Below are 23,956 nucleotides of genomic sequence, written 5' to 3'. Positions count from 1 at the left end.
AAGCTGACTCAATAAAGGCGAGTTGGAAAGAGGTTATTTTGCACCGCAGCACGAATCTTTGTACTTTTCATGCGTTGCGCAGATACCAGTCATAATCAAGTGTCGGTACCACGCTGAAATAGCGGTCTTGTTCGACCCGCTTCACGATGCTGAACATATCGACAAACCGCTCCCCCAGATAATCGCGCATCAGTTTGGACGCGTGGAATCGATCGACGGCAGCAAACCAGTTCGAGGGTGGTTTGTCGTCACCGGAGGCATCGCGGTCATAGCCGTTGCCTACCACGGCCGGACCCGGGTCGATCGCGCTGGTCATGCCGTAGTGCATGCCCGAGAGCACCGCCGCGACCGCTAGATAGGGGTTGGCGTCGGCGCCGCAGGCGCGGTGCTCGACGTGGCGGCTCGGCGGCGGGCCGGCTGGGATGCGGAAGGATACGGTGCGATTGTTGACGCCCCAGGTCGGCGCGACGGGGGCATAGCTGTTCGCCTTGAAGCGGCGATAGCTGTTCGCATGCGGCGCGAAGAGCGCGAAGCCATCGCCGACGCTGCCGATCATCCCACCGATCGCGTGGCGCAGCGCGGGGGTGCCTTCGGGATCGTCGCTGGCGAAGATGTTCGCGCCGTCGCCGTCGTTGACCGACACATGGATGTGCATGCCGCTGCCCGCCTGTTCGGCGAAAGGCTTGGCCATGAAGGTCGCCTCGAGCCCATGTTGCTGGGCGATCGCTTTCACGAGCTTTTTGTACATGATCGCATCGTCGCAGGCGCGCAGAACGTCGGGTTTGTGGCGCAGCGTGAGTTCGAACTGGCCGGGGGCGAATTCCGAAATCGCGCTTTCGAGCGGCAGGTCCTGAACATCGGTCGCGGCGTAGAGCGCGTCGAAGAAGGGGCGGAAATCGTCGAGTTCGCGCAGGCCATAGACTTCGACATTGCGCGGGGTGTCGCGGCTGTAGCCGGGGCGGGCGGGGCGGATCGAGCCATCGCGGGCGCGGCGCGGGTCGACGAGGTAGAATTCGAGCTCGACCGCGAGCACCGGGGTCAGCCCCTCGGCGGTGAAACGGTCGATGACGCCGCCAAGGACATGGCGCGGGTCGAGGTCATGGGGGGTTCCGTCGAGTTCGTAAAAGCCGACGAGGAATTGCGCGGCGTGATCGCCGCCCCAGGGGGTGCGGACAAGGGTGCCGGGGATCGGCTTCATCGAGCGATCGGCATCGCCATCCTCCCAAACCAGGCCGGTTTCGATCGTATCTTGTCCGGTGATGTCGACGACCGTGATCGAACCGGGGAACATGCGGCCAGTTTCATAGACCGCGAGCACCTCATGCTGGCGCAGCCGCTTGCCGCGCGGGACGCCCCCAAAGTCGGTGTAGATCATCTCAATCGAATCGACGTCGGGATTGGTGTTGAAAAAGGCCTCGGCCTCCGAGCGCGGCGCGATCGCGCCCGATGACTTCGACATGCGAAATACTCCTGAAATTCGGGTCAACCGAGCCGATCGCGAAGCGCATACCAGAGCAGCCCCAGCGTAGCGAGGGGGCGTCTGAGCCATGGTCCGCCGGGAAAGGGGCGGGAGGGAAGGTTCGCGAAGATGTCGAAACGCTCGGCGGTGCCTGCCATCGCCTCGGCGATCAGTTCGCCCGCGAGCGTCGTTACCAGCGCGCCATGCCCCGAAAAGCCGTGCGCGAAAAAGACGTTCCCGCGCCGTCCGATATGCGGAAGCCGGTTCATCGTCACCGCGACGGCGCCGCCCCAGCCATAGTCGATCTTTGCATCTGCGATCTGCGGGAAAACTTGCATCATGAATGGCCGAACGAACGCCGCGATGTCGCGCGGCGGCGTCTGCGAATAGCGCTCGCCGCCGCCGAAGATCAGTCGCTTGTCGGCCGACAGGCGGAAATAGTTGAGCACGAAGCGGCTGTCGGCGACCGCTGTATCGCTGGGCAGCAGTGCGTCGGCGTTTTTGAGTGGTTCGGTCGCGATATTATAGTTCATGATCGGGACGGTGTAGCGGCCGAGATCAGGCTCGACATGGCCGATCCAACTGTCAGTCGCGTCGATCACATAGCGTGCGCCGATATGCGCTCGATCAGTGATTACACCGGGACCGCGCGGGTTTTCGGTAATCTTGTGAGCGCGCTGCCCTTCCAAGATGCTCACGCCCGCGGCCTCGGCGGCTTGTGCGAGGCCGATGGCATAATTGAGCGGATGAAAATGCCCGCCCTGTGGATCATGGATACCGCCATGATAGAGCGGCGTCGCGACGTGCGCTGTCATATCGCCTTTACCCACGACCTCGCTCTGATAGTCGAAGCGCGCCGCCAGATATTCCGCTTCGCGCCTCATCGCGTCGAAATCTTTGGGCGTCCAAGCCGCTTCCAGATGGCCGGCCTTGAGGTTGCAGTCGATGCCATGCCTCGCGATCCGTGCTTTCACACGATTGTCGCGCCAGCACAGGTCGAACAGCGTATCGGCGCGCTCGCGGCCGAATTCGGTTTCCAATTCGGATGCCGTCCAGCGCAGGCCGGGGATCAACTGTCCACCGTTCCGGCCGGACGCACCGAAGCCGATATGTTCGCGCTCGATGAGGATCACCGAGAAGCCGCGTTCAGCGCAGGCGAGCGCTGCGGACAGGCCGGTGAAGCCGCCGCCGATCACCGCAACGTCAAACGACAGGTCTTCACCCATTCTAAAAGCCGAGCGCCACTTATGCGCGGTCGCGGCGTAATAGCTGTTAGCGAGCGGATCGGTCATGGCGCTCGGCAGTCAGACCCGCATCAACAGATGTTCGCGTTCCCAGCTCGACACGACCGACTGGTAATTGAACAGTTCATAGTCCTTCACCGCGAAGAAGATTTCGAAGAAATCGTCGCCCAGCAGGTTGCGGACCTTCTTGCACGAGCTGAAGCGGTCGAGCGCAGCCTCCAACGTGCGGGGCAGGGTGCGCGCGCGATTGTAGGCGCTGCCGGTGATCGGCTTGGGCGGGACCATGCGGTCAACCATGCCAATGTAGCCGCATACCAGCGAGGCGGCGATGGCGAGATAGGGGTTGCTGTCGGCGCCGGGCAGGCGGTTTTCGACGCGACGGTTGTTCTTGTCGGCGATTGGGATGCGGAACCCGCAGGAGCGGTTGTCCTCGCCCCACTGGACATTGATCGGCGCGGCACTGTCGGGGCGCATGCGGCGGAAGCTGTTTACATTGGGTGCCCACATCGGTGAGATTTGCGGCATGAAGCGGATGAGGCCGGCAACATAGCTGCGGAACATCGCGCTATCGCGGCCGTTGGCGGTCGCGAACAAATTGCGCCCTGTGTCGGCATCGACGACCGATTGGTGGATGTGCATCGCGCTGCCCGGCTGGCCCGCCATCGGGTTGGCCATGAAGGTCGCATAGACGTTGTGCTGCTTGGCGACGTTGCGCACCGCGCGCTTGAACAGGAACACCTCGTCGGCGAGCCGCAGCGGGTCGCCGTGGATGAAGTTCACCTCGAGTTGCGCAGCGCCCATTTCGTGGATCATCGTGTCGATATCGAGCCCCATCAACTCGCAATCGTCATAGATATGATCGATGATATCCTCATATTCGTTCATCGCTTCCAGTCCGTAAGGCTGGCTCGCGCTCTCGCTGCGCCCGGACTCGCCGGTCGGCGGGGTGAGCGGGAAATCGGGGTCGGTGTTCTGCGACACGAGATAAAATTCGACTTCGGGCGCAATGATCGGGCGCCAACCCTTGTCGGCATATAGCGCGAGCACCTTTTTCAGGATTGTGCGTGGCGCGATATCTACTTCGCTGCCATCGCGGTTGAGGGCATCGGCGATGACGAAGGCGGTCGGCGATTTGAAACCCGGTGCGACGCAGATCGTGCTGGGGTCGGCGATCAAAATCTTGTCGGGATCCTTGTCCCAGATATCGTCGATATCCTCAGGATAATGGCCGTCGATCGTGCAGATGAAGACGCTGCCCGGAATGCGCAGCGACTTGTCCTTCACCGAGGACAGGAATTTTTTGGCCGGCAGCACCTTGCCGCGTTGGACCCCGTTGATGTCGGGGACGATGCATTCGACCTCGTCGATATTATGTTCGCTGATCCATTGTTCCAGATTGACTGACATGCGCCCCCGATTGGGCCGGGGATCCGGCCCTGTTGTGGATGAGGCAGCCTATCGTGAAGTGAAGGGGAGCGCCAGAGGGGCCGTGATTCGGCGATTTTCGCCATTGTCTATGCGGTGGTGGCCCGCCACTATGCGGTGTCCGACCGGTTGGGAGAGTATGTGGTGAAGGGTGACAATGATCCGCTGGCGTCCTTCTGGATGCCCTTTACCGCCAACCGTTCGTACAAGGCGAACCCGCGTCAGCTCGTGTCGGCGAGCGGGATGCATTATCAGAGCGGCGACGGGCGGACGATCCTTGATGGGACGTCAGGGCTTTGGTGCAGCAATGCTGGCCATTGCCGTCCGGAGATCACTGAGGCGATCGCCAAGGCGGCGGGCACGCTCGATTTCGCGCCGACGTTCCAGCTTGGCCATCCGCTGCCCTTCGAGCTTGCGCAGCGGCTCGCGGCGTTGATGCCCGAGGGGCTCGACCGGATATTCTTCACCAACAGCGGCTCCGAATCGGTTGATACCGCGCTGAAAATTGCGATCGCTGTCCAGCGCTCCAAGGGGCAGGGGACGCGCACCCGGTTGATCGGACGCGAGCGCGGCTATCATGGCACCGGCTTCGGCGGGATCAGCGTCGGCGGGATCGTTACCAATCGGCGGACCTTTGGCGGCGGACTACCGGGCGCCGACCATATGCGCCACACGCATGACATCGCGCGCAACGCCTTTTCGCGTGGCTTTCCGCAGTGTGGCGTCGAGCTTGCCGACGACCTTCAGCGCCTTGTCGACCTGCACGGCGCCGATACGATCGCGGCTGTAATCGTCGAGCCGATGGCGGGATCAACGGGCGTGCTAGTACCGCCTACCGGCTATCTCCAGCGGTTGCGCGTGATTTGCGACCGGCATGGCATCATCCTGATCTTCGATGAAGTAATCACCGCGTTCGGCCGGGTCGGCGGCGCGACCGCGGCGGGCCAATGGGGGGTGACGCCCGATATCATCACCATGGCGAAGGGGCTGACCAACGCGGCGGTGCCGATGGGCGCGGTCGCGGTGAAGCGCGAACTGCACGATGCGATGATCGAAAGCGTGCCCGGCGGGATCGAGCTGTTCCACGGCTATACATATTCGGGGCATCCGCTTGCCAGCGCGGCGGGCCTTGCGACGCTCGACCTTTACGCGCGCGATGGATTGTTCGAGCGTGCGAACGAACTTTCCGCTTATTGGGAGGATGCGGCACACAGCCTGAAGGGGCGGCGCCATGTCATCGACATTCGCACGATCGGGCTGGTCGCCGGGATCGAACTCAAGCCGCGCTCCGGCGCCCCGACCGCGCGCGCAATGGAGCTGTTCCACGCCTGTTTCGACAATGGCCTGCTCGTCCGCGCGACCGGCGACATCATCGCGCTGTCGCCGCCTTTGATCGTCGCAAAGGCTGAGATCGACGAGATGTTCGGGAAGCTTGGCAATCTGCTCGATACTATCGCGTAGGGCCCTCTGTCTCAAAGCGGGACGGCGTAGCGGTGGCCAAGTGCGCCAAAATTGGCTATGGGCATGGTCAGGCCACGAAGGCTTTTTCCCCTTAGTTACAGGCGTATCACAGTGTCTTTTGCTTTTCGTTCGTTCGCTCCGGTCGCCTTCATTGCGCTGTCGGCCGCGTCCTTGCCTGCGCTTGCGCAATCGGGTTCACCCATCATCGGTATCGATGCCCTGCGCGAATGGAACCTCGTTGTTCTGGGTAATCTCGATTCCTCTTCTGAGGTCGAGGGGCGCACCTTCGTCGGCGGAAATCTGACCGGCAATTCGTCCAACTATAATATCCGTCCGCTGCCCGCGTCGCCGAACGGGACCCCCGGGCTGATCGTTGTTGGCAACGTCAATGGCGGGCACAAGAATCTTAACAATGGGTCGGGCGCGATCGTCGGCGGCAACGTCAACAGCGGCTTCAACCTCAATGGTTCGGCGCAGACAGTGAAGGTCGGCGGCGATATCCGCAATACCAACGTCAATCAGAATACGGTCCTGTCGGGACTCGGCGCGAAGGACCCCGGCTTTACTGTCGGCCTGCAGCAGCAGAAGAGCCAGTTGAGCAGTAGCATGGCCAGTCTGTCTTTTGACATGGGCACGCTGACGTCAAACAGCAAGTTCGTCACGCAGGGCAATCGCGGCATTTTCAACGCCCAGCCCAATGCTGACGGGATGGCGGTGTTCAATATCACCGCCGCTGACCTCGACAAAATTGGCGAGATCCAGTTCAACCTCAACGGCGCGAAGACCGCGATCGTCAATGTCAGCGGTCAGAAGATCACGCTCAACGACAATTTCCTCGGCGGTACGAATAATCTGGGTGAGAATCTGATCTGGAATTTCCCTGATGCCGAAGAGTTGAAGCTGACAACTGCATGGGGCGGATCGGTTTTGGCACCGCACGCCGACGCGCAGACCGGAAACTATATCCAGGGCTCGGCGGTTTTCGGCAATCTGAAGCAGAATGGTGAGATGCACGTCGGCACCTATAATGGCGGCGATATTCGGCCGCCGGGCGGCGGTTCTTCCTCCGGTGGGGGTGGTTCGAGCTCGGGTGGGGCGACGCCGATTCCCGAGCCGGGGATGTTTGGCCTGTTTGCATTGGGTGTCGGCGGACTGATTTACGCGCGCCGTCGCCGCGCGAAGCGCGAGGGGTAAGGTGCCGCCTAGGCTCCGTCGGTGATCGGAAAGGTCACCGACACCCGCGTTCCCTTGCCCAATTCGCTTTCTATGTGGAGCTGCCCTTGGTGGCGCTCGCTGATATGCTTGACGATTGCGAGGCCCAGACCAGTGCCGCCCACCGAACGGCTGCGTGCCTCGTCGACGCGATAGAAACGTTCGGTCAGGCGGGGGATGTGATCGGGGGCGATGCCGTCTCCTTCGTCGCTGACCGACAGGCGCACGCGGTGGCCTTCGCGGACCAGTTCGACGGTCACCGGGGTGTCCGACCGGCCATATTTCATCGCGTTCGAAATGATATTATGTGCGAGTTGTCCCAGCTGTGCTTCGTCGCCCAGCATCGGGTAGAGGCCATCGTCCAGTTCGGGCGCGATGTCTTTGGCGCGCGGATGTTCGCTGTCGTGCAGCTGCCCGATCGTGTGCCGCACGATTGCTCCCAGATCGACGGGAGTCGTCGGTCGCCGGAAGCGGTCGGCCTCGACGCGCGAGATCGACAGCAAATCGAGGACGAGCTGTTGCATCCGCCCGGCCTCGCGCTCGATGATCGAGAGGAAACGGTGCCGGACGGGAGCGTCTGCCTCGGCATTCATGTCCTGTAGCGTTTCGACATAGCCCAATATCGCAGCGAGCGGGGTGCGCAGTTCGTGGCTGGCATTGGCGACGAAGTCGGAACGCATCCGGTCGGCGGCATCGATCACCGAGCGATCGGTCAGGAAGACGATCCGCTCGGTTCCGGACAATGCCGCGATCCGCATCGTCCAGCGCTGACCGGGGCGCGGATAGTCGATGAGGTCGATCGTCCGCATCGGCGCCGTCGCGTCGGCCTGCAACAGCGACCCGGTTGCGGCAGGATGACGGATCGCGGTGCGAATGTCGGCGCCGACGATATGTCGGCCGAGCAACTTGATTGCGGCGTCATTGGCGATGGTAACGATATTGTCTGCGGTGCCGAGCAGCGGTTCCTTTTCCTGGTCGGCCCAGCGCGCGAAATCGGGGTGGCGCAGCAGCGACAATTGCGCCGGTTCGGCCGGCGGATGGGTCGTTTCGCCGCTCGGCTCGGGTGGCACGGTAGGCAGGGCGGCATGGACGATCGAGGACGCGACTGCGCCGGCGACGGTCAATATGACGATCGTCAGGGTGTCGCCGCCGGCAAGCGCGGCAAAAATGGCCGCGACGGCGACCAACGTCAGCGCGATGACCAGGCTGGATAGACGATCGAACATCGCGTTCGGCCTCGCACGAAGCGCCCGTCGCCGCAAGGCAGTTTGCTGGGGTTAACGAGTGGTCGGCGAATGTCCCAACGCGGGATGACGCATGGTGGTGATGGTCTTTTGCTTTTCCTCGTTGCTTCATTAGGTTATGCGGCTTCCATGGAAAACAGCGACATCCCGGTCGGCAATGGTACAGAAAATGACGAAGCCATTCCCTCGCGCCGCGCAATGCTGGCGTTGGGCGCGGTTGGCGTGTCGGCGGCGCTGACGATCCGTCCTGCTTTTGCGCAGACGGCCGTGTCGGTGATGAACTGCCAGATTCCGGTTCCCGGCCCGACGGGCGCGGGGAAGTTTATCGATACCAATGGCAAACTTGTTCCGCCGGGGACCAAGGGCGCGTTTCCGGGCGCGTCGCGGCCATTTACTGGCGAGGAAGTGAAACGTGCGTTTCGCGGGCAGACACTGCCCGGCACCTCCTACAAGCAGTCGCAGGCCTATCTGCAGTATATACGGCGCTTGCAGGCGGGGCAGAGCGGCTTTACCTGTTTTGCATCGATCCAGATGCCGCGCTGATCATCGTTTCCTTTTCTGGTGATGATGGCGTCGACCGCATCGCAGACAAAGGACAATGTGTGAAACTAGCTTCACTGAAGCAGGGCCGCGACGGTCGGCTTGTTGTCGTTTCGGATGATCTTGCCTGGTGCGCCGACGCTACGCATATCAGCCCGACCTTACAGTCCGCGCTCGACAATTGGGCCTATGCCGCGCCGCGACTCGCCGCGCTTGCCGAGGATTTGAACCATGATGCGATTCCTAAGGATCGTTTCCATGAGCGTGACGCCGCATCGCCGCTGCCGCGCGCTTATCAATGGGCCGATGGCAGCGCCTATGTGAATCATGTCGCACTGGTGCGGCAGGCGCGTGGCGCCGATATGCCTGACAGTTTCTGGCACGATCCGCTGATGTATCAGGGCGGCAGCGATGCCTTTCTGGCACCGCGCGATCCGATCCCGCTCGCCGATCCCGCCTGGGGCTGTGACATGGAGGCCGAGGTCGTCGTCGTGACCGGCGATGTTCCCGCCGGTATTGATGCGGTTGCGGCGCGCGACCATATCCTGCTCGTCGGCTTGACCAACGACGTATCGCTGCGGGGGCTGATCCCGGGCGAACTGGCAAAGGGTTTCGGTTTCTTCCAGTCGAAGCCATCAAGCGCTATGTCGCCGGTGTTCGTCACCCCCGATGCGCTTGGCGACCGGTGGAAGGATGGCAAGCTGCACGGAGCCCTGTGCGTTGACCTCAACAGCGAGCCGCTGGGCCGCGCCGATGCGGGGGTCGATATGACGTTCGATTTCGGCGCGCTTGTCGCCCATGCAGCGAAGACGCGCAATTTGGGGGCGGGAACGATCATCGGGTCGGGCACGGTGTCGAACCGCGACGCGGATGGCGGTCCGGGCAAACCGATCAGCGAAGGCGGATTGGGTTATTGCTGCCTGGCTGAAGTTCGCACGGTCGAAACCATCCGGAACGGCGAGGCGAAAACGCCTTTCATGCAAAAGGGCGACCGCGTTCGCATCTGGATGGATGATGACCGCCACCACAGTATTTTCGGTGCGATCGAGCAGGAAGTCGAGTGACGTGCGGGCGGGCGGGCCAAGGCCCGCCCGCCGCGATCAACCCTTGCCGCCCGACATGGCGCCCGAGGACATCGCATCGCTGAGCGTGCAGGCCGCAGGGCCGAGGATGACGATGAACAGCACCGGCAGGATGAACAGGATCAGCGGCACCGTCATGATGGCGGGCAGGCGCGCGGCCTTTTCTTCGGCGCGCATCATGCGTTCGTTGCGGAATTCGGCAGATAGCACGCGCAGCGCCGAGGCAAGCGGCGTGCCGTATTTTTCGGTCTGGATCAGCGTCGTGACAACGCCCTTTACCGATTCCAGATTGACGCGATAGGCGAGGTTTTCAAACGCCTGTCGACGCTCGGTCAGAAAACCAAGTTCGATCGATGAGAGCGCGAATTCTTCGCCCAGTTCGGGATAGGCGCGGCCGAGTTCCTTGGCGACGCGGCTGAAGGCGGCATCGACGGTCAGGCCGGCCTCGGCGCAGATGACGAGCAGGTCGAGCGCATCGGGAAGGCCCTTGCGAATCGCGTCGGTGCGCTTGGTGCGCTTGTTCTCGACGAACAGGTCGGGCGCCTTATAGCCGAGGATGAGCGCCGCCATCGTTGCGCCCGAACGCTTGATGGGCGACAGGTCGGGCCACATTTCAACGCCATAAATCAGGAAGGCGACGGTGCAGCCAAACAGGATTGGCAGCACCATCCGGCCAAAAATCACGGCAACTGCCAGATCCTTTGACCGGATGCCGGCCTGTGCCAGCTTTTGCTGGACCTCCTTGATCTGGCTGTCCTGCAGCACCTGCAATCGGCCAAGGACAGTACGCATCTTGTCGGCGGTCTGATTCTTGCGGACCAGCTTGGCACGTCGCTTCGCGGTGGAAGCGGTGATCCCTGCCTTCAGCTGTTCGCGGCGTTCATTCAGCGCCTTGACCCGCTTGGTCATCGGGTTGCGGACGGTCAATGCGCCATAGATGGCGACCATCACGGCGAACACGCCGACCGCGGCCATCATGGTGCCTACCCAGATGATGTCGATGCCCATGATCGTCGGGCCGGCCTGGGTTCCCGTAAAGGCGGCGAAAAGGAGGCTGCTGTTCATGGCTTTGCTGCCTTCAGATTTCGAAGCTGATCATGCGCGACATGATGAACACGCCGATGCTCATCCATACCAGTCCCCCGGCGCCGGCGATCATCAGCCGCTCTTCGGAGAAGAAGCCGGCCAGATAAACCGGGTTCATCATCCACACCATGGCGAACACGAAGAAGGGAAGCGAGCCGACGATATAGGCCGACGCCTTGGCTTCCGATGACATGGCACGGATTTTCAGTTTCATCTGCGCGCGCTTGCGGAGGACGTCCGACAGATTGGCGAGCGTTTCGGCGAGGTTACCGCCTGTTTCGCGCTGGATCGCGATCGTGATGCAGAAAAACTGGAATTCCGGGGTGGCCAGCATGGCGGCCGTTTCCTGCAGCGCGGCTTCCATCGTGTTCCCGATACGGATGCGTTCGACGACGCCCTTGAATTCCTCGCCGACCGGGCCGGGCATTTCCTGGCTCACAACCTGAAAGGTTTCGGTGACCGGCAGACCCGATCGCAAACCGCGGACCAGCAGGTCGATCGCATCGGGAAAGCGGGTGTTGAAACGCGCGACGCGTTTTTTGATCAGCTGGCCGACGACCAAATGGGGCAGTCCAACCCCGGCGAGCAGGCCGAGCATGCCGGCCAGCATCACAGGCGCTCGCAACACCAGCAGCCCGCCGGTGACGAGGACGAACAGGCCCATCGCGCCGAACATATACTGGCTGACGGTCCAATTCTTGCCGGTTCGCCGCAGTCGCAATTCCATCAAATCACGGCGCGGCATCAGGCTGGAAATCTGGCTGTTGCCCGAGTTTCCGGCGGATTGGATGGTTTTGCGCATCTGGGCCGCAACGACGGCCTCGGTCGAAGCCGCGTGCCGGTCCTTGAGCATGGATAGTCGCCGTGCCTTGGCTTTGCCCACCGACGGCCCGCCGAGGAGGATCACGAGCAGCGAAAACGCCAGAAAGGCGACGCTGATGATAAGGATCACTGACAGGTTCATGGTCGCCATTTGTCCCGCTTGGGTTGAGCAAGGAGATCGCGGCCGGACGGTTCCGGCCGCAATATCAACCCTGTTTCACGCCTTTTTTCGCCATCATGCCGCCGATTCCGCCCAGCTTTCCGAGCAAGGTTCCGCCCGATTTGCGCTTGGCCGTGACCGGTGCCGCTTCGGCTTCGATATCGGCGCCGTCGAGGACGATCCGCATCAAATTGGTCCATAGCTGGCCCGACTTTGTGCCCTTGCAGATTTCGGCATAGGATTTGCCGAGCTTTGCCGCCTGACTGACCATTTTCGGGTCGAAGGGAATGACGATGTCGATCTGGCGCTCGATCGACGATTCAAATTCCTTGCGCGAAAGTTCGCCAATGCTGTTCTGGAATTTGTTCGCGACCAGCACGACGCGGGCGCCCGGTACATTCTGCTTGAACCAGGACAGAAGGCGGATCGTATCGCGCGCCGCCGCGAGCGTTACGTCGGTAACCAGCATGATCGTGCCCGCTTCCGATGCCAGATGGGGGAAGGGGATCAGCACCTGGCGCGGGATATCGACGATCGTCATTTCGAACGCGTTGCGCAATTCTTCCTCGAGCTGGAAGAAGGCCGAACCGTCGGTCATCACCGGTTGGTGGATTGGGGCTTCGGCGGACAACAGGCTGAGCTTGTCGGATGCCCGCACCATCGCGCGTTCAATGAACAGACCGTCGATACGGCTGGGGTTGTCGATCGCGTCGATCAGACCGCGGCCGGGTTCGAGGTCGAGCGTCAGCGCACCGGTCCCGAAATGGACGTCGAGATCGAGCAGCGCGGTTTGTCGACCCGCCTGCTCGCTCATCGCCCAGGCCAGCGATGTCGAGACGAGCGATGCTCCGACCCCGCCGCGTACGCCGACGACGGCCATCATATGGTGCGGTTTGTCGTCGTGCATATCGGCATGTTTCGGCGCCGTCAGCATCGCCTGCGCCATGGTGAGCGATTCGCGGACCTGGTCGAGCGACAGCGGCTTCAGCAGATAGTCCTGGATACCGCTCGACAGGAGGTCGCGGTACAGCCGGACGTCGTTGACTTGTCCCGCCGCGATGACGACGGTGCCGGGTTCGCAAACTTCGGCGAGGGCGTTGATATCGTTAATCGGATCACCCGATTCCGACATATCGACGAACAGGATGTTCGGGCTCGCCGAAACCGACAGCGACTGGACCGCATTGCGCAGCCCGCCCTTGTTACATTTTTCGGTCGGCCATCCCATGTCGGCAGCCGCTACGCGCATCAGCTCCAGCGTATCTTCGTCGCACACAAAGGCGTTAAACGGATCGCGCAGCCCCGCGGTTTTAAAAGGAGCGTTCACTTGCCGCCTCCATTGGTATCTTCGACCTTCAACTGGCTTGCCCCGGTCTGTGGCTTTTCCCGATAGGTTTTGATCGGCCGGGTCGCTGCGGTCGGATCGTAATTTTCGTTGTGTGCGCCCTTGATCAGGTCGTTGGCGTCGGCAACCATCGCCGCGAGATTGCTGTTCGCTGCGCAGCCAAAATTGGCGGAGGTCGCATTGGCGAGGTTGATCGACGATGAGCTGGACCAGTCGGGGCATCCAGGCACATGGGCTGATGCGCGAGTGATGATCACGCGCAAATGACCTGAGGGGACCGCCCCGGTGGTGACCGGGACGTCCCGGCTCAAAAGCAGGCCTCGCCGCTCAACCATCTGCCGAACCGTCGCTTGCGCCGCACTGGCGCCATAGATTGCGGGGTCCTCGATCGCGATACGGTCGCCATAGCGCGCGCCCATGGCATTGAGCCAGTCCTGCAGACGGGCTTGCTCGCTGGGTGCGAGGTCGCCGTCGCCCGCAGCAACATCGAATTGATAGGTGGCGTTGCGCACGATCGGTTGATGGACCGAATCCAGGCTACGATTGCTGGTGGCTGTGCCGTTGGCGCATCCGGCAAGCGAGGTTGCCAGCGCCAATATTGTCCAGGTTGCGATTTTGTTCATCACTTTGCTCCTCGAAACCAGCGCGTCATTTTTTGATGCTGAAACCCGGCGACACATCGGCGCCGCTGCGCAGTCGGTCGGCATCGCCAGGTGACGTGTCGAGCCGTGGCTTCGGCCGGTCGCCGCCAGTGATGCCGTCGCTTTCCTGGCTGCCCAGAAGTCGGTCAGCGTCGTTCGCAACCTGGAAGGCGTCGGTCGGCAGCTTGATGTCGTTCGCCGACACCGGCTGTACCAGATAGGGGGTAACCACGATCACCAGTTCGGTCTCGCCGCGACGGAAGCTGTCCGACTTGAACAACATGCCAAGGATGGGCACGTCGCCAAGGCCGGGGATTTTGTCGATGGCGCCGATCGAACGGTTGTTCATCAGGCCGGCGATCATGAAGCTTTCGCCCGATCCGAGTTCGACGGTGGTCTCGGCCCGACGAACGGTGAGCGCCGGGATCTGGTACCCCTGCATCTGGATCGCGCCTTCGGTCGATAGTTCCGACACTTCGGGGCGGACGCGCAGGCTGATGCGGCCGTTCGATAGAACTGTTGGTGTATAAGCGAGGCTGACGCCATATTGGCGATATTCGATCGTGGTGCCGGCGAAATTGCCGGGAATCGGGATCGGGAATTCGCCACCGGCCAGGAAGTCGGCGGTTTCGCCCGAAATTGCGGTCAAATTCGGCTGGGCGAGAGTGACGACCATTCCCGAGCGTTCGCCAATGTCGAGCGATGCGATCAGATCGAGCCCGAACAGGCGTCCAGCGCCAGCAAGGCTGTTTGTGCCCGAGGGGGTGAGGATATTGTAGGTGGTGCTGCCGTCGGCGTTGCGGGTAATCGTACCTGCTTGCCGACCGCGGACGATGTTGCCGAGGAAACCGTTGCCGAATGGCCCGTCGTTGTCGCTCGTCACCACATTGCCGCTGATTTCCTTGACAAGCGTGCGGTTCACTTCGGCGATGCGGACCTGCAGGTTCACCTGCAGCGGCGTGGCGGTGCGCAGGCGCGACAGGACCTTGGTCTGTTCGCCGACGAAGGCCTGGACAAGGCGCTCTGCCTCGGCTGCGTCGTCGGGCGACTGGACGGTTCCGGTCAGCAGGATAAAGCCGTTCATCGCATTCGAAGAAATGCTGGCATCCGGCATGGCGAGCGACAGCATTTGCTCGATCGTCTCGATATTGTTGCCGACCCGGGCAACGGTCGAATAGACGACCCGGCCGTTGGCGTCAGTGGCGTAGATACTGGTTTCGCCCGGCGCCTTGCCAAAGATGTAGAGCTGGCGGTTCGAGCGGATCTGCACGTCGGCCACTGCGTCATTCGCGACGAAGACGTCGCTCATCGATGCAGGAAGGCTGATCAGGCGACCGCGGCCCACCGACAATTCGATGCTGCTGCTGGCGTTCTGGACGGCCTGGGCCGAAGCGGGCCCCGAGGGGGCCCAGGCGAGTGTGGCCGCCATCAGGCCGATGGCCAAGGTGCGCGCGAGCGCGGCGGCCTTGAAATTGGCTTTGCTGTTCATCTTACTTGCCCCCCACCGGAACTTCGGTCACCTTTTCGCCGCGAGTCACGCGGACGACTGGTCCGCTGCGGACGACCGGCGCGGCGCTTCCGCTACTCGCCGGCTGTTGCACCAGCACTGGCCGGGTAAGCGGTCCCCGGCCGCTGATCGGTACCCAGAAGCGTGACACATCGCCGCCAGTGGTCGCCGACGAACGGCCAGCGGTCGGTCGGTCGGCCACTTGGGCCAGCATTTTCTTTTCGGCAGCGGTGCCGCCCTTTGCGGGTACGTTCACGTCACCCGAAGCGATCGCGGCGTCGAGGTCGCCGGTGCTTTCGGCCAGCGGTCGCAGCGCAAGCGACAATTTGCCCATATTCTGGCCGACCGCGATCCGCTCGGCGATCTCGGGAGTTGCTTCTAGGGTGACCGAGCTGAAGGTGTTCACCGGGGTCTTGCCGGTTTCATCCTCGGCATTGAAACGCTGGTCGGTGGCGAGCACGCGAACGTTGCGCACAATCGTTTCGGCGGTGAAGAGTTGGTCGTCGGGATAGGCGCTACCTTCCTTGACCTCGATTGTCTGCGACAGCACCACGTCAACCCGGTCGCCAGGAAAGACGAAGCCCGCGACGCCTTGCTCCTGCGAAACCTTGACGGTCACGGCGCGCATGCCGGCGCCGAGCGCCGCAGCGAGGAAGCCGCGATCATTGGGATGGACGAGCGCGCCTTGTGTCAGCGGCTGGCCAGCGGTGATCGGATGGCGCACGACGGTCCCGACCAGGGTCTGGGCGTCGGATTTGTCTTTCAGGAAGTAGGCGTTCTCGACCAGTTCCTTGGGCCAGGGTTGATAGCGGAAGCTGTCGGGGCCGATGATCGTGCCGACCGGCAGCGGCCGTGTCGCAACGAGGATCAGCGGACCAGTGATGTCGGGAGCGGCCGCGGCGCGAGCCTCCGGTGTCGATGCCCCACGCATTATCTGGTTGACCCCAAATGCAGCGCCGATGGCAATCACCAGCGCGCCGACGATCAGCATAATCTTTCGCGTATCCATGACGATTTTTCGCCTCCTGCACCAACCGGAAACGGCGGTGCTTGCCCTCAGTTCGAACCGATAGCCTGAAACTGGTTAAAATATTGTTGGTGAAGTGCCCAAAGCCCCGCAGCGGCGATCGCGACTCCATAGGGAACCTCGACCGGCTTGTCGGACGGGCGCATTTTGATGCGTACAAGCATGACCGCCGACAGGATGCCGCCCGCGACCGCCATGACGGTCAAGGTCGGCATGAACAGCGGCAGCGGAATCCACAGCATCACCGCGCCGATCATCTTCACGTCACCGCCCCCCATCGCGCCGACGGCGAACATGCCGACAAAGACGAGGAAGACGGCCAGCGCAGCGCCGAACTGGATCGGAACGTCGGGCCATGGCGCGAGCCCGCTCGCCAGCCAGAAAGGAATGGCGAACAGCGCAATTGCCGAATTAAGGCGGTTCGAGATGGTGCGCGAGCGAAGGTCACTGATCGCCGCGACGACCATCAATATTGCGAGCAATGCCACGAGGCACAACGTGATCGAGCCTTTGTCCATTGGCACAGCTCTAGCCAGCATGGCTTACCAAAGAGTAACCATGTTCGCTGGCCCGGCGGCTTGCATTCCTGTCGCCAGCCGATATGCGGCGGGGCATGACCGCTGCCGCTCCCTCCGCAACCGATGTTCTGATTGTCGGCGCCGGGATCGCCGGTGCCAGCCTGGCCGCTGCGCTGGCGCCTCACCGCCGCGTGATGTTGATCGAAGCCGAGGACATGCCCGGCTATCATGCGACCGGGCGATCGGCGGCATTCTGGCACGAAAGCTATGGCGGGGCGCAGGTTCAGCCGCTGTCGGCCGCGTCCTTTGCGATGCTATCCGATCCGCCGGCCGAATTTTCCAGCCGCGGCTTTTTGTTTCCGCGCACCGCGCTGACGATCGGACGCCACGAAGAGGCGGTGGCCGTCGACGCCTTTTGCACCGAATTTGCTGCGAAAGGTGTCGATGTGACGCGGATGGCGCGGGCCGAAATTGCACGCTTGATCCCCGGCGTCCGTCCCGACTGGAGCGAGGCCGCTTATGAGCCCGCGTGCAGCGACATCGATGTCGGCCGCCTTCACGCCGCCTATTTGCGTGCGGCGAAGCGTGGCGGCGCAGTGCTGGTGACGCGCGCGCCGCTGAAGGGCGCGCGGCGAGTGGGCGATGGCTGGGAGGTCGTGGCTGGCGGCGAAACGATCCGCGCGTCGCTGATCGTCAACGCGGCGGGGGCATGGGCCGATGGCGTGGCGGCGGTGTGCGGCGCCGCGCCGCTGGGCATCCAGCCCTATCGCCGGACCGTGTTGCAACTGCGCCTTGGCGTGCCCGTGCCCGCGGAACTGCCGCTGGTCGTCCATGTCGGCGGGCAATTCTACTTCAAGGGCGCAAGCGAGGGGCGCATCTGGCTGACCCCGCACGACGAAACCCCGTCCGATCCCTGCGATGCGGCGCCCGAAGAGATGGATGTCGCGCTGGCGATTGACCGCTTGCAGGCGGTGGTCGACTGGCCGATCGCCGCGGTCGAGCGAAAATGGGCGGGCCTGCGCAGCTTTGCGCCCGATCGCGCGCCGGTTTTCGGCCTAGATCCGCTGGTGCCCGGTTTCGTCTGGTGCGCGGGGCAGGGCGGCTTTGGTATCCAGACCGCGCCGGCGATCGCGGCACTGCTCGCCGCCGAACTGGGTGCCCCGACGCCGAAAGGCGCCATTGGCGAGGTCGATACGGCGCCTTACGCGCCGTTGCGTTTTGGCTGAGGCCGTTTAACGCTTCCGCATGGCGCGCATCACTTCGATTGCGGCGTCGCTCGCCAGCTGGTCGGCGATTTCATTGTCGCCGTGGCCGGCGTGGCCCTTGACCCACAGCCATTCGATCTTGTGCCGCTTTGCTTCGGTCACGAGCCGTTGCCACAGATCGGCGTTGGCGACAGGCTTTTTGGCTGCGGTTTTCCAGCCATTTTTCTGCCAGCCGAACACCCATTTGGTGATGCCATCGCGAACATAGACGCTGTCGGTCGATAGCTCGACATTGCAGCCGCGTTTGAGCGCCGCCAGCGCCTCGATCGCTGCCATCAACTCCATACGGTTGTTCGTCGTGTCGGGTTCGCCGCCGGATAGCTTCTTCACGACATCGCCCCAGCGCAGCACCGCGCCCCAGCCGCCGGGGCCGGGATTGCCCTTGCACGCGCCGTCGGTCGCGACGATCACGGTCTTTGCTTCGCCCTCGGTCATGCGATGGCGAACAGGCTGGCGGCGTCGGCCCCCTTATAACGGCGCAGGCGGTTGAGGAACGGCAGCGGGTCCTTGCGCGTGACGAGTGCGTCGGCGGGTGTGTGGACCCAGTCGTGCGCGCGGGTCAGCAGGAAGCGCAGCGATGCGCCGCGCGCGAGCAGGGGCAGGGCGGCGATTTCGGCGACGGACAGCGAGATTTCGCGGGCGTAGCCGCGCATCAGTGCCCGGGCGAGGTCGGCGTTGCAGGTGCTGCCATCGTCCGAAAAGGTCCAGGCGGCGTGCGTGATCGCGACGTCATAGGCACGGAAATCCGTCGCTGCGAAGTAGAAGTCGATCAGGCCGGTAACCTCGTCGCCGAGCATCAGCACATTGTCGGGAAACAGGTCGGCGTGGATGACATGCGCCGGCAGATCGGTGGGCCAATGGGCGCCGAGATAGTTCAACTCATCATCAACGATCGCTTGCAGGCCCGGCATCACCGCGTCGAGGTCGCCCGTCGCCTGGGCGACACTGAGCCAATAAGGGTGGCCCATGCTGTTTTCGCGTGCGCCGTTATAATTTTCGAGCGCGCGGTGCATGGTGCCGAGCGCGGCGCCCGTCGCTTCGGACTGACCGACGGTCGGATGGGTTAGCGAAATGCCCGAGAGAAACTGGATGATGCACGCCGCACGGCCCGAAATTTTCTGGATCGCGATCCCGTCGCGATCGCGGATCATTGCGGGGACCGGGCAGTCGCTGGCCGCGAGATGGGCGAGCAGGTCGACGAAAAAGGGCAGGTCGTCCTCTTGCACGCGCTTTTCATAGAGGGTCAGAATGAAGCGGCCGGCCGTGGTTTCGAGCAGGAAATTGCTGTTCTCGACCCCTTCGGCAATGCCCTTGCACGACAGGACGGTGCCCATGTCATAGCGGGCGACGAGCGCGGCGAGGTCGTCGGGATCGACGGCGGTGTAAACGGCCATGATAGGGGTCCTATTCCGTTTCCGGTTCGAGCCCGCGGGGCAGTTTGAACACCATATTCTCTTCGGCGGTCACGACGACATTCTCGACGATCGGCCGACAAGCCGCCACGGCGTCGATCACTTCACGGACGAGCGTTTCGGGCGCGCTCGCGCCTGCGGTGATGCCCAGCGTCGTGATACCGTGCAACCAGTTGGGATCGATATCGGTTCCGCGCTGGACCAGATGCGCGGGAATGCCGAGTCGTTCGGCGACCTCAACCAACCGCAGGCTGTTCGAACTATTGGGCGCGCCGATTACAATCACGCGGTCGCATTGGGTCGCGATCGCCTTCACCGCGTCCTGACGGTTCGAGGTCGCATAGCAAATATCCTCGCTGCGCGGTCCGGCGATGCTGGGGAAACGATGGCGGAGCGCCGTGACGATGTCGCGTGTATCATCGACCGACAGCGTGGTCTGGGTCAGGAAAGCCAGATTTTCGGCATTGGCGGGCGAGAGCGCGGCAACATCGTCGACCGATTCGACCAGCGTCATCGCGCCGTCGGGCAATTGGCCTAACGTGCCGATGACTTCGGGATGGCCGGCATGACCGATGAAGATGATGTGTCGCCCGGCATCATAATGGCGTTCGGCCATCCGGTGGACCTTCGATACCAGCGGGCAGGTGGCGTCGATAAAGTCGAGTCCGCGCGTTTCGGCCTTCGCCGGCACCGCTTTGGGCACGCCATGTGCGCTGAACACCACCGGAATATCGTCGGGGACCTGATCGAGCGATTCGACGAAAATCGCGCCTTGGGCCTTTAGCGATTCAACGACATAGCGATTGTGAACGATTTCATGCCGGACATAGACCGGCGCGCCGAAACGTTCGAGCGCGAGCTCGACGATACGGATTGCCCGATCGACCCCGGCGCAAAAGCCGCGCGGCGCGGCCACCAAAACCTTGAGTTCTGCCGTTTCATTGCCGGGAATGGGCGTCATAGGATGGGGTGCATTCATGTTGTGGGGGCTCTAGCGCAGCAGGGCATAAGCGGTAAAGCGGCTTCGTCCGAGTTGCGCCGCGTTCATCGCACCGATAAGAAGCGGCGCGCATGAAGCGGGATCAACTGTCCCGACGCAATCGCGCCTGTTTGGAAAGCCCGTTCATCATGATGCCCATTTCGTCTTCGCCTCGTAAGTTTCTGGCTGTGCTGTGCGGCACGGCGGCGATGGCGACGGCGGCTGGCTGCGCAAAGAGCAACGACATTGACCTGTCGTCGGGCGTAGGGATCAACTCGGTCCGCGATACTTGCCCTGCGGTGGCGGTACCGTTGCACACCGGCGACATCACTTTGTTCGACCCGGCGACCAGCCGCGATGCGCGCGCGATCGACGTCGTCGCGACGATCACCAATCTGACCCCGCAGTGCAACGACACCGGCGAAAAAGTCTATCAGATCGCGAACTTTGAAATCGTCGCCACACGGCGTGATGCAGGTCCGGCGCGCACGCTGACCTTACCCTATTTCTCCACCGTCGTTCAGGGCGGCACCGCCGTCGTCGCAAAGCGATTGGGCAATGTGACCGTCACTTTCCCCGAGGGGCAGGTGCGTGGCACGGGCCGCGGTCAGGCGTCGGCCTATGTCGACCGCGCCGCCGCGACGCTTCCCGCCGATATTCAGGAGCGCATCACCCGCAAGCGCAAGGCAGGCGATCAGGATGCTGCGGTCGATCCGCTGAGCATTCCCGAGGTCCGCGTTGCGGTTCAGCGCGCCAGTTTCGAACTGCTCGTCGGCTTTCAACTGACGCAGGATCAGCTGGAATATAACGTTCGACGATAGATTTTGCGGCGGCGCGCCGATGCGCCGTTCGCCCTAGCTTCGCCCTGCGGCGCCATTTCGGCGGCGCAGGGCTTTTCGCGTTGCCCAAGCTGCGGTAGGGCGCGCACCTGCATCCTCTTGATACCAGATAGGCTTTGCCCGTGACCCTGTTCAGCCGTTTTTCCGACCATATCGGCGCCGCACTCGATGCGCTCACTGTAAAAAATGCCCTGCCTGCCGGGCTCGATCGCGGCGCGATCAGCGTCGAGCCGCCGCGCGATCCTGCACATGGCGATGTCGCAACCAACGCCGCGATGGTGCTGGCCAAGCCTGCGGGCATGAACCCGCGCGCGCTCGCCGAACTGCTGGTCGCCGAACTGGGCGCGCTGGACGAAGTGACCGAGGCGAGCGTCGCCGGGCCGGGTTTCATCAACCTGCGGCTGATCGATGACAGCTGGCGCGACGAACTGGCGCTGATCCACGCAGAAACCCTGGAATATGGGCGTTCGACGATGGGGCAGGGACGGCGCGTCAATGTCGAATATGTCTCGGCGAACCCTACAGGGCCCATGCACGTGGGCCATTGCCGCGGCGCCGTTGTCGGCGATGCGCTGGCGACGCTGCTCGAATATGCCGGGCACGACGTCATCCGCGAATATTATGTCAATGACGCGGGCGCGCAGGTCGATGTCCTCGCGCGGTCGGTGCATATGCGCTATCGCGAGGCGCTGGGCGAGGATATCGGCGCGATCCCCGAGGGGCTGTATCCAGGCGACTATCTGAAGCCGGTCGCGGCGAAGCTGGCGAATGAATATGGCGACCGTTTCGTAGGCGCGCCCGACAGCGACTGGCTGGGGCTATTCCGCGCGGAGGCGATCAGCGCGATGATGGACATGATCCGTGCTGACCTCGCCAAACTGGGTATTCATCACAATCTCTTCTCGTCTGAGGCCGCGCTGCAAGCCGCGGGCAAGCCCGACGAGGCCGAAAAATGGCTGCGCGAGCAGGGGCTGGTCTATGACGGGGTGCTCGAAGCGCCGAAGGGCGAGACGCCCGATGATTGGGAACCTGTCGAGCTGCCGCTGTTCCGCTCGACGCAATTTGGCGACGATCAGGACCGGCCGATCAAGAAGTCTGACGGCAGCTGGACCTATTTCGGCGCCGACCTCGCCTATCATTATCAGAAGGCGCAGGATGCCGACGAACTGATCGACATTTGGGGCGCCGACCATGCCGGTACAGTGAAGCGGATCAAGGCGGCGGTCGCGGCGATGACCGGCGGGACGAAGAAGTTCGACGTCAAGCTGGTGCAGATGGTCCGCCTGCTCAAAAATGGCGAGCCGTTCAAAATGTCGAAGCGGGCGGGCAATTTCGTCACGCTTGCCGATGTCGTCGATGAGGTCGGCAAGGATGCGGTGCGCTTCACCATGCTGACCCGCAAGGCCGACGCGCAGATGGATTTCGACTTTGCCAAGGTGGTCGAGGCGTCGCGCGACAACCCGGTATTCTATGTCCAATATGCGCATGCGCGGATCGCGTCGCTGAAGCGCAAGCTGGTTGATGCAGGCATTGCGCCCTCTGCACCGGCGCCCGCGCGGCTTGACGTGCATGAACTGGCGATCGTCAAATTGCTCGCGCAATTCCCGCGGATCGTCGAATCGGCGGCCTCGGCGCGTGAGCCGCACCGGATCGCTTTCTATCTGGCGGAGGTCGCCGCCGGCTTCCACGCCTGGTGGAATATGGGCAATGACCGCCCCGAAGCGCGCGTCATCCTGGCCGACGATCCTGAATTGACTGCGACGCGCCTTTATTTGGCCGATGGAATCGGGCAGGTTATCCGCAACGGGCTGTACCTGATGGGGGTCGAGGCGCTCGAGGAGATGGTCTGATGGCCGACGACAGGGGGGACGCGGGGCTGGGACTCGAAGGCGAGGATCGCCTGCCCTGGCTGGAAGCGGCCGATGCTTATGAAAATGATGGCGAAGTTTCGCCCGTCCGCCTGCTCGTGCTGGTGCTCGGCGGCCTGTTGCTGATCGGCACAGTGCTGGGCAGCCTGTGGTGGATGCAGAATGGCGGTGCGCGTGGGCAGGGTGAACTGATCGTGGCGCAGGCCGGCGACTATAAGGTCGCGCCGAAACATGATGCATCCAGGACTTTCGAGGGCGAAGGCGATTCGAGCTTTGCCGCGAGCGAAGGCGCAGAGCCTGCTGGCAGGGTCGACCCGACCCGGATGCCCGAAGAACCTGCGGTGACCCCGCAGGAACGCGAGGATGCGGCGAAGGCGGCGAAGAAAGCCGCGGCGGACAAGGCCGCGGCAGCGAAGAATAAGGACAAGCCCGCCGTGGCGCCAGTCAAGGCCGCCGAGGTGGCGCCGAAGGTCGTGCCGACTGTTCCGGCGGCATCGGGATCGGCGATGATCCAACTCGGGGCATTCAGCAGCGAAGGCGCCGCGACCAAGGCGTGGACCAATTTGTCGAAGCGTTTTGCTTATCTTGCGGACCTCAACAAATCGGTTTCGCCAGCAAAGGTCGAAAGCGGGACGGTGTATCGCCTACGTGTTTCTACCGGCACGGCGGCCAACGCAGCGAATTTATGCGGGAAATTGCGCGTGGCGGGTGAAAATTGCGTCGTCGTTCGCTGAATCGGCCCGCTTGGCCGCAGAATCCGTTGGTGCGCTCCTGTGGCTGTGCCATGTTAGCAATTCAGGTTGCCGCATGAGGGGGTGCC

The 23,956-nt window shown here is 62.8% G+C and carries 22 protein-coding genes; 8 read left to right on the top strand and 14 right to left on the bottom strand.

Translation table 11 applies throughout. The features are described 5' to 3' along the window. Positions 1-67: 67 nt before the first annotated feature. The 3 genes from CDQ91_RS03865 to CDQ91_RS03855 are packed head-to-tail and all read right to left on the bottom strand — an operon-like array spanning position 68 to position 4,110. Positions 68-1,459: a glutamine synthetase family protein gene (locus CDQ91_RS03865; RefSeq protein WP_088471335.1), complete on the bottom strand. Its 1,392-nt coding sequence runs from the start codon at positions 1,457-1,459 to the stop codon at positions 68-70. Positions 1,460-1,482: 23 nt separating this feature from the next. Continuing rightward, on the bottom strand, positions 1,483-2,751 hold the full coding sequence (locus CDQ91_RS03860; RefSeq protein WP_088471334.1) for an NAD(P)/FAD-dependent oxidoreductase: 1,269 nt from the start codon (positions 2,749-2,751) through the stop codon (positions 1,483-1,485). A 12-nt stretch (positions 2,752-2,763) separates the two neighbouring features. Continuing rightward, positions 2,764-4,110: a glutamine synthetase family protein gene (locus CDQ91_RS03855; protein ID WP_088471333.1), complete on the bottom strand. Its 1,347-nt coding sequence runs from the start codon at positions 4,108-4,110 to the stop codon at positions 2,764-2,766. A 117-nt stretch (positions 4,111-4,227) separates the two neighbouring features. On the opposite strand from CDQ91_RS03855, the gene aptA reads away from it, so the two are divergent. Next, entirely contained in the window at positions 4,228-5,589 is a 1,362-nt protein-coding gene (gene aptA / locus CDQ91_RS03850) for an omega-aminotransferase AptA (protein ID WP_272897602.1), read from the top strand. A 111-nt stretch (positions 5,590-5,700) separates the two neighbouring features. Next, positions 5,701-6,783: a choice-of-anchor A family protein gene (locus CDQ91_RS03845; RefSeq protein WP_419722535.1), complete on the top strand. Its 1,083-nt coding sequence runs from the start codon at positions 5,701-5,703 to the stop codon at positions 6,781-6,783. Between the two features lie 8 nt (positions 6,784-6,791). Here the strand turns inward: CDQ91_RS03845 and CDQ91_RS03840 are convergent, their stop codons facing one another. Next, positions 6,792-8,027: a sensor histidine kinase gene (locus CDQ91_RS03840; RefSeq protein ID WP_088471332.1), complete on the bottom strand. Its 1,236-nt coding sequence runs from the start codon at positions 8,025-8,027 to the stop codon at positions 6,792-6,794. Between the two features lie 147 nt (positions 8,028-8,174). On the opposite strand from CDQ91_RS03840, the gene CDQ91_RS03835 reads away from it, so the two are divergent. Further along, positions 8,175-8,588 carry a hypothetical protein gene (locus tag CDQ91_RS03835; RefSeq protein WP_088471448.1) on the top strand — a complete coding sequence of 138 codons (414 nt, stop codon included), beginning with the start codon at positions 8,175-8,177 and terminating at the stop codon, positions 8,586-8,588. A gap of 59 nt (positions 8,589-8,647) precedes the next feature. Then, entirely contained in the window at positions 8,648-9,649 is a 1,002-nt protein-coding gene (locus tag CDQ91_RS03830; RefSeq protein ID WP_088471331.1) for a fumarylacetoacetate hydrolase family protein, read from the top strand. Between the two features lie 36 nt (positions 9,650-9,685). On the opposite strand, the gene CDQ91_RS03825 is transcribed toward CDQ91_RS03830, so the two are convergent. The 7 genes from CDQ91_RS03825 to CDQ91_RS03795 form a co-directional block, all read right to left on the bottom strand. After that, complete coding sequence (locus CDQ91_RS03825; RefSeq protein ID WP_167836660.1) at positions 9,686-10,732, bottom strand: type II secretion system F family protein; 1,047 nt, start codon at positions 10,730-10,732, stop codon at positions 9,686-9,688. A gap of 13 nt (positions 10,733-10,745) precedes the next feature. Continuing rightward, complete coding sequence (locus tag CDQ91_RS03820; RefSeq protein WP_088471446.1) at positions 10,746-11,717, bottom strand: type II secretion system F family protein; 972 nt, start codon at positions 11,715-11,717, stop codon at positions 10,746-10,748. 64 nt (positions 11,718-11,781) lie between these two features. Beyond that, positions 11,782-13,062, bottom strand: a complete 1,281-nt coding sequence (locus CDQ91_RS03815) for a pilus assembly protein CpaE (RefSeq protein WP_088471330.1) — start codon at positions 13,060-13,062, stop codon at positions 11,782-11,784. Beyond that, complete coding sequence (locus tag CDQ91_RS03810; protein WP_088471329.1) at positions 13,059-13,703, bottom strand: CpaD family pilus assembly protein; 645 nt, start codon at positions 13,701-13,703, stop codon at positions 13,059-13,061. The genes CDQ91_RS03815 and CDQ91_RS03810 overlap by 4 nt, the downstream gene beginning before the upstream one ends. 25 nt (positions 13,704-13,728) lie before the next feature. Next, positions 13,729-15,210: a type II and III secretion system protein family protein gene (locus tag CDQ91_RS03805; protein ID WP_088471328.1), complete on the bottom strand. Its 1,482-nt coding sequence runs from the start codon at positions 15,208-15,210 to the stop codon at positions 13,729-13,731. Between the two features lies 1 nt (position 15,211). Further along, positions 15,212-16,237 (bottom strand): Flp pilus assembly protein CpaB, encoded by a 1,026-nt coding sequence (gene cpaB / locus CDQ91_RS03800; protein ID WP_088471327.1) that lies wholly within the window; start codon positions 16,235-16,237, stop codon positions 15,212-15,214. Between the two features lie 47 nt (positions 16,238-16,284). After that, positions 16,285-16,773 carry an A24 family peptidase gene (locus tag CDQ91_RS03795; protein WP_088471326.1) on the bottom strand — a complete coding sequence of 163 codons (489 nt, stop codon included), beginning with the start codon at positions 16,771-16,773 and terminating at the stop codon, positions 16,285-16,287. Between the two features lie 95 nt (positions 16,774-16,868). Between CDQ91_RS03795 and CDQ91_RS03790 the strand changes: the two genes are divergently transcribed. Continuing rightward, on the top strand, positions 16,869-17,999 hold the full coding sequence (locus tag CDQ91_RS03790) for an NAD(P)/FAD-dependent oxidoreductase (protein ID WP_088471325.1): 1,131 nt from the start codon (positions 16,869-16,871) through the stop codon (positions 17,997-17,999). Between the two features lie 6 nt (positions 18,000-18,005). Here CDQ91_RS03790 and rnhA read toward each other — a convergent pair whose 3' ends face one another. Genes rnhA through ispH form a run of 3 tightly spaced genes read right to left on the bottom strand, consistent with a single transcriptional unit; the run spans position 18,006 to position 20,429 of the window. Beyond that, positions 18,006-18,473 carry a ribonuclease HI gene (rnhA, locus tag CDQ91_RS03785; RefSeq protein WP_088471324.1) on the bottom strand — a complete coding sequence of 156 codons (468 nt, stop codon included), beginning with the start codon at positions 18,471-18,473 and terminating at the stop codon, positions 18,006-18,008. After that, a complete protein-coding gene (gene thrB, locus CDQ91_RS03780) occupies positions 18,470-19,432 on the bottom strand; it encodes a homoserine kinase (RefSeq protein WP_088471323.1) in 963 nt (320 codons plus the stop codon). The genes rnhA and thrB overlap by 4 nt, the downstream gene beginning before the upstream one ends. Before the next feature lie 10 nt (positions 19,433-19,442). Then, positions 19,443-20,429, bottom strand: coding sequence for a 4-hydroxy-3-methylbut-2-enyl diphosphate reductase (gene ispH, locus CDQ91_RS03775; RefSeq protein WP_167836659.1), 987 nt, complete (start codon positions 20,427-20,429; stop codon positions 19,443-19,445). A gap of 149 nt (positions 20,430-20,578) precedes the next feature. Between ispH and CDQ91_RS03770 the strand changes: the two genes are divergently transcribed. The 3 genes from CDQ91_RS03770 (at position 20,579) to CDQ91_RS03760 (ending at position 23,870) form a co-directional block, all read left to right on the top strand. Continuing rightward, complete coding sequence (locus tag CDQ91_RS03770; RefSeq protein WP_088471445.1) at positions 20,579-21,250, top strand: hypothetical protein; 672 nt, start codon at positions 20,579-20,581, stop codon at positions 21,248-21,250. 140 nt (positions 21,251-21,390) lie between these two features. Next, positions 21,391-23,118, top strand: a complete 1,728-nt coding sequence (argS, locus tag CDQ91_RS03765; RefSeq protein ID WP_088471444.1) for an arginine--tRNA ligase — start codon at positions 21,391-21,393, stop codon at positions 23,116-23,118. Further along, complete coding sequence (locus CDQ91_RS03760) at positions 23,118-23,870, top strand: SPOR domain-containing protein (RefSeq protein WP_088471321.1); 753 nt, start codon at positions 23,118-23,120, stop codon at positions 23,868-23,870. The genes argS and CDQ91_RS03760 overlap by 1 nt, the downstream gene beginning before the upstream one ends. Positions 23,871-23,956: the final 86 nt, after the last annotated feature.

This window comes from Sphingopyxis witflariensis (assembly GCF_002205635.1).
Classification (GTDB): Bacteria; Pseudomonadota; Alphaproteobacteria; order Sphingomonadales; family Sphingomonadaceae; genus Sphingopyxis; species Sphingopyxis witflariensis.
This window is presented reverse-complemented; position numbering and strand designations above follow the sequence as displayed.